The organism is Methanobacterium sp., assembly GCF_016217785.1.
Lineage (GTDB): Archaea > Methanobacteriota > Methanobacteria > Methanobacteriales > Methanobacteriaceae > Methanobacterium.
Genome location: NZ_JACRGA010000027.1, coordinates 245,172 through 256,084, shown reverse-complemented (window position 1 = coordinate 256,084; position 10,913 = coordinate 245,172). Strand labels below are relative to the sequence as shown.

Below are 10,913 nucleotides of genomic sequence, written 5' to 3'. Positions count from 1 at the left end.
GATTATCTGGATCTGGCATCTAGGATTGTTTCCTATATGAACAGTAACCATGAGGCTCCTATATATGGGTTGAATGGTCTGGGTAAAATTAGTTATCAGTCACTGGTTTACATGTACACCAGGGTTTTAGCCTACAGCGACACCAACAACGCACTACCTAACTATGCGGTAGTGAAACCATGGTCTACTGCAAACATACCCATCAACGGAAACTCAACTACCGGTACCAGTTTCACTATAAGTGAAATTGCCGATGGAGCACTCCGGGTAAAAAACTACATCGAAAACAACAAAGCACTGCCCAACTACGTAACCCTGGGAAGCACTCAGGTAAACATGGCACAGTTCCTTCATTTACTAACTACAGCCACTGTAAACCTGAATAACAAGAACACCGCACCAGTATACTTGAACAGTGAAACACTACCCTCTTCAAGTTACGAACAGATGACCAGTGGTAACATATACTTGAATGAATATGTTGATTTCGCTCAGCGTATCTCAAGTTACATGGACACCAACAACAAAGCCCCAGAATTTGGGATAGTTGGACTCGGGAAAATAAGTTATCAGTCACAGATATACCTCTACTCCCGAGTGATGAACTACTATGGTACCAACGGTTATTTACCCAACTATGCATCCATGAAACCATGGAGCAGTGTTGTGGGAACCAGTGAAACTGTACCTGCGGATCTACTACAGTACCTACAGGCAACTACGAACTGTGAGGTTAACGACCCCCGTATAATTGCATTAGCCCAGAGTATAACCTCTGGTGCAACATCCAGCTATGATAAGGCCCAACGCATCTTTAATTGGGTGCGAGACAACATAGACTATTCATATTACTACGACTCTCAGAAAGGAGCAATTGGAACCCTCTCTTCTGGAAGTGCGAATTGCTGTGATCATTCACATCTAATCGTGGCCCTTTCAAGAGCAGCTGGATTACCTGCAAGATACGTACATGGAACCTGTTACTTTACCACTAGTGGTGCTTGGTATGGTCATGTATGGGCTCAGATATATGTAAATGGACAATGGTACAATGCGGATGCAACTAGCTACAGAAATGAGCTAGGAGTAATCAACAACTGGAATACCAACTCGTGGACTTATAAAGGCACCTACACGGAGCTGCCATTTTAAACACTTTTTTTATTTTTTTTTTATTATCCTAGCGTTAGCTATGTTAGGTAAGTCTCTGGTTCTAGAATTAAAATGTAATGGCTTCAACTATTTCATCTGCAAGTAAAAGCAAGTCATAGGGAATATCATGGTCTTCAGGAAGTGGTTTGACCTTTCCCATATTATCCCTGTCCCTGCTCACCATTTTTCCACTTTCCAATCCACATCACGGGCCCGAACTTGAGGTTTTTCCCCGAAACTCCTTGATGGTTTTTATTATTAGAAAAAAAATATTTGATGGTTGATAATTAGAAAAAATTAGCAATGTTTAAAGCTACCTGGGGGAAAATCCGACTCTTTAATCTTTTTAATGATCTTACAGGAACTATCCAGGGTAGATCTATGATAACCTTTAACTTTGGCCACTTCTGCTTCAATACCCCTTTTTTCCAGTTCTTCCCTTAACTGGTCCAGATCAAAGTTCTGATCAGGGCCAATGGCAATGATATCTGGTTTGACCTTACTGACTGTGCTGAACATATCTGTTTTGCTACCTAGGACGGCTTCATCCACCATTTTCAGCATCTGAACCACTTCCAGGCGCTGTTTTTCAGGGACAATAGGCACCCTTTTCCTGGCACGCACAGTGGAATCCCGGGCCACCACAACCACCAGACGCGCACCATCCCCTCCCAGTTTCTTTGCCTCTTCAAGGTAAAGTCCATGACCCGGATGTATTAAATCGAATGTTCCAGTAGCCATTACAGTTTTAATAATTACACCTCTTGTAAAATATTATTTTAATACATTATCTGTTTTTTAATACATTATCTGTTAAATGAAGTTGCAAATAAAGGAAATTTCAGTAAAAGTTCGAGCTTATTTTATCATTTATAACTATTTCTCCAAAGATAAAAACCTATTTACTAAATTTTCATTTTCCATTTTCTAAGACACTAATTTCTACTTTCCATAATTTCTACTTACTCCCACTAATTTCTACTTTCTCCACAAATTTCTACTTACCCTATTGAAACTCATCTATTGGACCCTAGATGTGATCAGTACCATGGTTGGGTTTAATAAACGTTAGTTTTATAAATAAGGAATTAGTGAATTGAATCCTTAAGATAAAAAAAATAATCTCTTATGTAATGGAAAAAATAAGTCTAGATAACTTTTATTTGAAAAATTTACATCATTGGTAATTATCATGAGTTCAAAAATTGCTAGAGGAAGCCTGATCATGTTGATCGGGTATTTCATATTCCGTGTTGGGGGTTATTTTTATCGTTTTGCCACCGCATACCTTTTGGGTCCGGCTGGTTTTGGAATACTTAATTTAGCTCTTCCTACGCAGAGTATATTGATACAAATAGCATCTGGGGGCATGCCGCCCGCCATTGCTAAACATGTGTCTGAATATTCTGCTAAAGGTGATGAGGAAATGGTTAAACAGGTAATCCATACCTCTCTCAAGATTGTAATTATTCTAGGATTCTTTTTCAGTTTAATAATCTTTCTACTGGCAGATCCATTGGCCAATGGTTATTTCCATAAGCCAGAAGCTGCACTTCCCCTGAAGCTCGTGGCTTTGATTACTCCTTTCAGTGTTATAGTGGGTGTTTTCAGGGGTGCTTTTCAGGGTGTTTTCCAGATGGGAAATATAGTTATCACCAAGGCATTTGAACAGATTTTCATGATCAGCAGTGCCATAATCCTGATTCTGGTGGGATTCTATGTGGCTGGAGCGGTTATAGGTACTGCCATAGGTTTCTTGTTCTCAGCATTAGCCGGATACTACTTATATAGAAGGGGACTGGGTAAACGTCTTAAAAATGTGAAGCTGTCATTCACCCTAAAACAGGAATTATCCTTAGCTAAAGTTCTTATTATCTTTGCATTTCCCGTTCTTGTTACGGGGCTTGCTGAAACTGCTCTATTTGACGCCATTGGAAACTATATTGTCGGAGCATATCTGGCCAGTGAACAATTGGGATTTTACGGTGCAGCCACTCCTATAGCCCGTTTACCCCTCATAATTTCCATGGCAGTTGCAACTGCAGTATTACCTGCAACAGCAGAAGCAATGGGCTTAGAAAACCGACACGTACTTAAAAGTTATGTAAATCAGTCCTATCGTTACGTCAGTTTGGTAGTGCTTCCCATGTGTGTGGGAACCTTTATATTTGCCACCCCAATAATGAAATTACTTTACGTGAATCCTGCTTTCATGAATGGTGCAGCAGCTCTGCAGATATTGGCAGTTGGAATGTTATTTTTCACGATTTACACGGTTTCATCCAGTATAGCTCAGGGATTAGGAAAACCATACCTCCCCATGATAATTTTAATTGCAGGAGTTATATTAGATGTGGCATTGAGCACGTATCTAATTCCTATTTATGGAATTACTGGTGCTGCTGCAGCAACTACCATCACTGCCCTTTTCATAATGACTTCAATAGTATGGAAAACTCTTCAAGTAGCTGATGTAAAATTAGAGTACAAAGATTTGGGTAGACTAGTACTGGCAGCGGGAATAATGGGAGCGGTACTGCTATTAATACCTCAAAACCTTTTAATTAGTCAAGCAACTTTGAACTCCGCACATTTCGACTATATTTCATTCTTTTCCAAATATGTTGCTTTCTTACTGGTCATGATATTGGCAGCCATTGTTTATGTGGTGTCTCTCGTACTGGTTGGAGGACTTAAAAATAGCGATATAAACGCCCTTCGAAAATTAAGTAACAAAACAGGGCCCTTGAAAGGGAAATTAGAGAAGGTTATTTCCTTCATTGAAAGATTCGCCCATTAAATTGGATATGGGGCGTAAGTCTGAGAGTATTCTTTCCCAATCATTTTTTTAATAATTTAAGTTTTTAATGGATGTAAATAACTCTAAAATAATTCAAATTCATTATATTCTATTTTTATTCAATATATTATTTTAAAATATAATATTCCCAAATTATTTCCATAATCAATTACAAACAGTATGAGTACATGATTATTCTGAAAGGAATTGGGACCGGGCCTTACGTGGGAGTGGGACATGTTAAGAAGATAAAGAAGGATGAAGATCTCCTAACCCTGAAGGGAGGGGAGATAGTAGTTTTATCCACGGCTTCCAGAGACATGGTATCTTATCTTCACCGGGCAGGTGGGGTGGTGACGGATTATGGTGGTCTCACCAGCCACGTGGCCATAGTCCTCCGGGAGATGAAGGTTCCCTGTGTGGTGGGAACAGGCAACGGCTCCAAGAAACTTAAAGAAGGTTCAATTGTAACTGTAGATGGCAGAACAGGTAACATATATCATGGTTTCATGGAAAGGGAAGGTAAACATGATACTTCTGAAGTCTACTATCCTGCCACCAGTATCAAGGTCAACCTAAATGTTCCTGAAATTGCCTGGAAAGTGGCACCCTGGGCCGATGGTGTGGGATCCATCCGTATTGAAAACAGCATAATCCGCACAGGAAAACATCCCCACATACTTTTGAAGGAGGGAAAACTCAGTAAAGTCATTGCCGATTCGGTAAGACTGATAGCCGATGCATTCCACCCCAAACCGATATGGTTCCGGACATTTGACATAGCTACCGACGAACTAAAACGTTTAGAGGGTGGAAATATTGAACCAGATGAAGCTAACCCCTTACTGGGCCTCAGAGGCATTCATAAAGATCTTCAGAACCCTGAAATCCTGAAAGCAGAGTTCGAAGCCATCTTGAAACTCATGGATGATGGTTACGATAACCTGGGAGTTAAAATACCATTAGTACGGGATGTTTCCGAGTACAGGGAGGCTAAAAACATTATGCGCCAGGTTGGAATCAAACCTCATCTAGACTTACCGGTTGGGGCCTCCATTGAAACTCCATCTGCAGTTTTCACCCTGGATGAGTTCATCTCTGAAGGCATGGACTTTGTGACCCTGGGAATGAGTGATATGGCCATGTGCTCTATGGCAGTGGACAGAAGAGGCGTTAAAGTGGCTAAACATTTCAATTTAACCCATAAATCAGTTTTGAAGATGATTGAAATGGTTATAGAAAAATGCAACCAGAATAAAATTGAAACTTGCATCTGTGGCCATGCCGGTTCGGATCCAGCTATTGTACGCTGGCTAGTGGAGACTGGTATCAGTTCCATATCCACCAATCCTGATCAGATTCTTAAAATACGTAAAGTGGTGGAGATAGCTGAAAAAACAGTAATCCACAGGGGATTCACTCACTAGTAACTTTTAAGATAAATCATTGATCAAAATTAACCTTATTGGAGTCCAATTATCTTATTATCTTATTGAAATATCAATATCATCAACTTCTTCGTGGTTTAATGTAATTTTTTTTAATTATTTTTCATTATTAAGATGCCCGGGGACCTGAAAGATGATAAAAAAATTTAGGGAAAAGTTAAAAGAAAATAAGATATAATTTGTTACTTGTTTTCATAAGCAAGGGCATCTTCAAGGTTTATGGTTCCTTTATAAAGTGCTGAACCAATCACCACACCGTAGGCATCAGTCTGGCTGAGGGTAGCCACATCTTCCAGGGTGCTGACGCCACCTGAATAAACCACAGGAATATCAACAGATTCTAATAGCTCAAGGAGGGGTTCAACCCTGAATCCACCTAAAAGGCCTTCATGGTCCACATTGGTGAATAGTATCCCACCAGCTCCTTTATTTTCCATTATTTTTCCCAGTTGGGGGGCGGTCTGGTCTGTTTTTTCCATCCATCCCCTGACCACTACTTTGGAGTCCTTACTATCCAGGGCCACCATAATACGTTCACTTCCAAATTCACGAGACAATAGTTCAACGGTTTCGGGATGTTTAATTGCAAGGGTTCCCAGTATTATCCTGTCCACACCTATATTGAGTAAATGGGTGGCATCATCCATGGTGCGAATACCTCCACCCATCTGGACTGGTACTGAGACATTTTTAAGTATCTCTTCCACCACTTGGATGTTACCTCCTTCTTCCAGGGCCCCACCTAGATCAATAACATGCAGTACATTGGCTCCTTTAGCTTCCCATTCAAGGGCAACTTCAGCTGGATTATCAAGGACAATCTGTTCGGTTCCGGGTTTTCCCTGTACTAACTGCACACATTTACCGTTTTTAATATCAACCGCAGGCATAATAATCATTAAATCACCTTAAATTATCTTTCCGTTGGATTATAATATAAATTATAAAATTTTCATTGGATTATTCCCATTAGATTATACTTAATTATACAAATTAAATTATTTATACCAATTAATCCCAATCTCGGAATATAGTAATGTAAGTATAACAAAAGAAGGAATATTAACTATTGCTTAAAAATAATCTTCTTTCAGAATACTCTCCTGAATTATATTCAATACCAGGAATACCCATTGATATCTTGATATATTATGATTCCTAGTAGGTTTACGATTACTAGTAGGTTTACGATTATTAGTTGAGTATTGCTATAAATCATTTACTGTAATTAAATTAGAGGATGATGCTATGATTAGGGTGGCTTTAAAAGTTGCTTATCTGGGAACAGATTTTTATGGTTTTCAAAGACAACCAAACTTGCGCACAGTGGAAGGAGAGCTTATAAGTGCTCTGGAAGAATCTGGTGCAATAACTAACCTGGGCCAATCAAACTACTCTATTGCCGGCCGTACTGACCGGGGAGTTCATGCCATGGGGAATGTGGTGTCATTTCGCACAGATAAAGAGCCAATAATAAACCAGATAAACGATCTCCTACCATTGGATATAAGAATTCTAGGATCTACCAGAGTACCACTGGGATTTAAAACTCGATATGCCCATAAAAGACACTATCGTTATGTGCTCTGCAGGGAACCAGGTGACAATGAGTGGAATACTAATAAAATGCAGGAAGCAGCTCATTTAATGGAGGGAACCCATAACTTCCTGAACTTTTCCAGGAGAAGTGAACGAAATCCTCTGAGAACAGTAGATAGTGTTCTGATCACACCAAAAGACAATATGTGCCTGGTAGATGTGGAAGGTGCGAGTTTCCTGTGGAATATGGTCCGCAAAATCATGACTGTCCTGCTTAGTGTAGGGAAAGGTGAACTAGAGCTAGAAGATATTCAAAGGTGTTTAGATCCCCAGTACCCGGCAGCCATCACTCCCATGCCCCCTGAGAGCCTCATTCTTATGGATGTATTTTATCAGGGTGTGAAGTTTAAAGAAGATGATTATGCTCGGACCAGGTTTATTAAGTCCCTGGGAAAGGAATGTTTCGATCATCAGAAGATGGTTGCCGCGACAAAGGAGATGATGGGTGTATTAAGGGAGAGTAAAGCTGTTTAAGGATTGAATTATTTCTATTTAGATAATTGGACTAATTTACAATTCTTAAACTTACTCTAAGTGATGGGCAGGGGAAATACTAAATAGTAACAAAAATATAAAATGAGTAAATTAAGAGTAAGTACTAAGATAGTATCCTAAGGAGGAAATCATCTGGTTCACCGGTACCCTCAAAATTTTAAAGAAAAATTTATTTTAAATATAAATGGGCAACGAATAACTCCCAAAGGTCAAAGAGGGATCATAGTAGGCCTTGATCCTGGAATGACTGTAGGGGTAGCTATTCTCAATCTTTCAGGTAAAATACTAAGCGTTAACAGTTTTAAAGAAGTTTCCCGTGCAGAAATAACCAAACACATCATCAGTTTTGGTAGAACTGTTTTAGTAGCCACTGATGTTCACCAGCCCCCTAAAATGGTGAAAAAAATGGCAACATCCCTTAACTCCAAAATATACGCACCATACCGGGACCTGGCAGTAGCTGCCAAGAACGAGATGGTGGATGATTACATCTACTCTGGTGATAATCGCCCTATATCACGCAGATCCCGAGATACTGAAGTTGACCTAATACCACAAAATGCTCATGAACGGGATGCACTTGCTGCAGCCATCCAGGGGTATAAAAAATACCAGAAAAAACTGGAACTGATTAAAAAGAAAGCTCTGAATATGGAAATACCCTCTGAAATGGTGGATGAAGTGAAAATCATGGTCATAAATGAAGTTCCCATCACCAAGGCCCTAAATGCTACTATGGAAAAATTAAAACATCCGGTTACACCCCCCACAGCAGACACTCCTAAGATTAAATCCTCTAAACTTCCTCCTAAAGAAGATATTTTTAAAGGTGAAATGGTCCCGGAGACTTTTAAAGAGGATTCTCAGACAGAGGGCATGTTTGAACTAATTTCCGGTTTAAAAAGCAAATTAAAATCCCAGGAAAAACAGATCAAGAATTTGCAGAAGAAAAACAGTATAATGGGTAATGATCTCAAAAGATACCAGGATGAAATATCTCAGCTGGAAAGTAAGATTGAAAGATTACATTATCAATACTCCCAGAACATTTTACATCAAAAGGAAATTGCCACTAAAACATCAATCATCAGGGGTCTTCAAGAGAAATACAACCATGAAAAAGCTTTAAAGAAAGATTTAGAGGAACAATTAGAATCCATAAAAAGAATAAGAGCCATGGAACTTTCCAGGGAAGCATCACCTGTTAAAATCATTGAATCATTTTCAAAAGACGCTATACGGGAAGCAACAGGTGCATGGAATATTAAAAATGGGGATGTGGTTCTTTTGAGAAGTTCTGAAGGAGGAGGTTCTCATACTGCAGCTTTACTGGTTCACTTAGGGGTTAAAGCAGTTATAACAACGGATAAAATGTCTCACCAGGCCCGAGGGGAATTTGAAACAAACATGGTTCCCATAATCCCCCTGGAAGCTGTGGATTTAAAACTGGCTGATGATTTTGCAGTTATAATGTCCCAGGATCTTGAAACAGAAATCGTAAAATGGGAAAAAAATCAGGAAGAGAAACGGAAAAAAGAAGACACTAACAAACTTTTAAAGATAATGGATGATTACAGGGCTAAAAGGAAAAGATCTCCCCATAATTTTTAGATAACAAACATGATTAATCCAAAGGTAGTGGTTAATCCAAAGGTAGTGGTGATAAATCTATAATGGAATTAACCTTTTTTTAAGATTTCAATGGAATCTTTATTAATGAATTAATCTTATTTATATTTAATAATACCAACAAATACATTGAATTAACCTTTTTAATATCATACCAAGGATGGTTGTGGATTTAGATGAAGATAGCGTTTATCATAGGTACCAGGCCTGAAATCATCAAAATGTCTCCTTTAATCGATGAAGTGGATAAAAGGGGAATAGATTATATTTTAATACACACAGGGCAGCATTACGACTTCGAAATGTCCCAGCAGTTTTTCATGGACCTGGAACTCAAAGAACCAGATTATAACATAGGAGTGGGCTCAGATTCACATGGGAAACAAACCGCGGTTATGATGGAAGGAATTGAAGAAGTTCTCCTTTCTGAAAAACCAGACATTGTCCTGGTGCAGGGTGATACCAATGCGGTTTTAGCCGGGGCCCTGGTTGCAGCTAAGTTACACATAGCAGTGGGACATGTGGAGGCAGGGCTTCGTTCTTATGATAAGACCATGCCTGAGGAGATAAACCGTATGGTGGCTGATGTCTGCACCAACCTCTTCTTCGTACCCACCGAAGAAACAGCCATAAACCTGCTCTTTGAGGGAATATCCCCTGAGGATATTTTTATCACCGGCAACACAGTGGTTGATGCCTGCCACCGAAACCTCAAAATTGCCAGTAAAAGCTCCCACATCATGTCAGAGCTGAAACTGGAAGGAGATATCTTATCATTAACTTTACACCGTGCAGAGAATGTTGATGATAGGGAAAGGCTGGAAAACATTGTTGAAGCTCTCCTGAATATTCAAGGTCTTACCATTGTTTTCCCGGTACACCCGCGTACTGTGAAAACTCTTAAAGAATTCGGAATGTATTCCCAACTTGAAAAAGCTCCCCACATTCGGATGATTAAACCCATTGGCTACCTTGATTTCCTGATCCTGGAGTCAAATTCGAAGTTATTAGTAACTGATTCTGGTGGGATCCAGGAAGAAGCCATAACTCTTGATGTGCCCTGCCTCACCCTCCGTTACAACACAGAACGACCGGAAACAGTCCATGCCGGTGGTAACATTTTGGTTGGTTCAAATACTGAAAAAATAACCAGTAACATTGCCCTGATACTGGCAGATGATAGTTTATACCAGCAGATGAAGAAAGCACCTAATCCCTATGGTGATGGTACTGCCTCAGAACAGATGGTTGATGCTATTCAGGATGCATTTAATCAGGGTAAACTGGAAATCAAACCTCCTGAGAAGATAGCCGGGGGACAAATGAAGAAACTGTTAATTGTGGATGAACAGGTCACTGTGGCTGAATTTGAAGAAAAAAACCCAGATTGTACTATAAATATTGTATTTGATGGTGTTAATCCAAAATTTCCCCATTCTAACCTTTCAATCCATGGTAAAACAATAATGGTCTCTCAATCCTGTGCTACTGATTTTTAATTACCTTTTTTTAATCTTTTTTGTATTCTGGAAACAAAAATATAATTAACCTAAAATAGTATAAGAAGATTAAAAAAAGATTTAAAGGATTTCTAATTTAAAGAATTTCCATGCTTATAATTTTTTCGAATCTTTTCAAATAACCTTTAAATCAGTTATCAAGTAGTTCTAAAATATATTAAGCGGTTTAAACAGATTCGTCAAAAGTTTATCTGGTATGAGTTAATTAAACCTCATTTATAATTTTATTAAATGGGTAAACTGAAGAAAAATAATATTAGACATATTACA

9 protein-coding genes are annotated in these 10,913 nt (G+C 39.0%); 6 read left to right on the top strand and 3 right to left on the bottom strand.

Annotation, left to right across the window (positions count from 1 at the left end):
* A partial coding sequence (locus HY987_RS12720; protein ID WP_292759415.1) for a transglutaminase domain-containing protein occupies positions 1 to 1,152 on the top strand: 1,152 nt, incomplete at its 5' end.
* Between the two features lie 67 nt (positions 1,153 to 1,219).
* Here the strand turns inward: HY987_RS12720 and HY987_RS12715 are convergent.
* Together HY987_RS12715 and HY987_RS12710 are read right to left on the bottom strand one after the other, a co-directional pair.
* Entirely contained in the window at positions 1,220 to 1,351 is a 132-nt protein-coding gene (locus tag HY987_RS12715) for a hypothetical protein (protein WP_292759412.1), read from the bottom strand.
* A gap of 98 nt (positions 1,352 to 1,449) precedes the next feature.
* Positions 1,450 to 1,893 carry an FAD synthase gene (locus HY987_RS12710; RefSeq protein WP_292759409.1) on the bottom strand — a complete coding sequence of 148 codons (444 nt, stop codon included), beginning with the start codon at positions 1,891 to 1,893 and terminating at the stop codon, positions 1,450 to 1,452.
* Positions 1,894 to 2,344: 451 nt separating this feature from the next.
* Between HY987_RS12710 and HY987_RS12705 the strand changes: the two genes are divergently transcribed.
* Positions 2,345 to 3,952 carry an oligosaccharide flippase family protein gene (locus HY987_RS12705; protein ID WP_292759407.1) on the top strand — a complete coding sequence of 536 codons (1,608 nt, stop codon included), beginning with the start codon at positions 2,345 to 2,347 and terminating at the stop codon, positions 3,950 to 3,952.
* A gap of 188 nt (positions 3,953 to 4,140) precedes the next feature.
* Positions 4,141 to 5,379 (top strand): putative PEP-binding protein, encoded by a 1,239-nt coding sequence (locus tag HY987_RS12700; protein ID WP_292759404.1) that lies wholly within the window; start codon positions 4,141 to 4,143, stop codon positions 5,377 to 5,379.
* 203 nt (positions 5,380 to 5,582) lie between these two features.
* Here HY987_RS12700 and hisA read toward each other — a convergent pair whose 3' ends face one another.
* Positions 5,583 to 6,299 carry a 1-(5-phosphoribosyl)-5-[(5-phosphoribosylamino)methylideneamino]imidazole-4-carboxamide isomerase gene (hisA, locus tag HY987_RS12695; protein WP_292759401.1) on the bottom strand — a complete coding sequence of 239 codons (717 nt, stop codon included), beginning with the start codon at positions 6,297 to 6,299 and terminating at the stop codon, positions 5,583 to 5,585.
* 349 nt (positions 6,300 to 6,648) lie between these two features.
* On the opposite strand from hisA, the gene truA reads away from it, so the two are divergent.
* The 3 genes from truA to wecB all read left to right on the top strand — a co-directional run bounded on the left by truA (position 6,649) and on the right by wecB (position 10,622).
* A complete protein-coding gene (truA, locus tag HY987_RS12690; protein ID WP_292759399.1) occupies positions 6,649 to 7,473 on the top strand; it encodes a tRNA pseudouridine(38-40) synthase TruA in 825 nt (274 codons plus the stop codon).
* 153 nt (positions 7,474 to 7,626) lie between these two features.
* Positions 7,627 to 9,105: a DUF460 domain-containing protein gene (locus tag HY987_RS12685; protein ID WP_367146919.1), complete on the top strand. Its 1,479-nt coding sequence runs from the start codon at positions 7,627 to 7,629 to the stop codon at positions 9,103 to 9,105.
* A 194-nt stretch (positions 9,106 to 9,299) separates the two neighbouring features.
* Positions 9,300 to 10,622 (top strand): non-hydrolyzing UDP-N-acetylglucosamine 2-epimerase, encoded by a 1,323-nt coding sequence (gene wecB, locus HY987_RS12680; RefSeq protein WP_292759397.1) that lies wholly within the window; start codon positions 9,300 to 9,302, stop codon positions 10,620 to 10,622.
* Positions 10,623 to 10,913: the final 291 nt, after the last annotated feature.